The 252-nt window shown below is 75.0% G+C and carries 1 pseudogene; it reads left to right on the top strand.

Annotated elements, in window-relative coordinates:
• Position 1: 1 nt before the first annotated feature.
• Positions 2-252, top strand: a pseudogene (locus ACLQ24_RS30645) (VWA domain-containing protein); the annotation flags it as partial.

The following is a 252-nucleotide window of genomic DNA, read 5'->3' as shown; positions in this document are numbered from 1 at the left end:
GCTGACCGGCCGTACCGACCTCACCGTCCTCGTCGCCCCCGGCGCCGCCGGGGACGCACCCGAGTGCTTCTACCCCGCCCTCAACCGGATCGAGGTCGACGCCACCTACATCGCCGACCGCCCCGACGCCACCGACCCAACGAAGGCCCGACACAAGCGCCTCGTGCCCACCGGATACGGGCTGCTCGTGCACGGCGCCGCGCACGCCGCGCACAGCCGCTGGACCACCCCGCCCGGCACCCCGCCGATCCT

This window comes from Micromonospora sp. DT4, assembly GCF_049841675.1.
Classification (GTDB): domain Bacteria; phylum Actinomycetota; class Actinomycetes; order Mycobacteriales; family Micromonosporaceae; genus Micromonospora.
The sequence above is the reverse complement of the archived record's forward strand: the minus strand, read 5'-3'. Positions and strand labels throughout refer to the sequence as shown.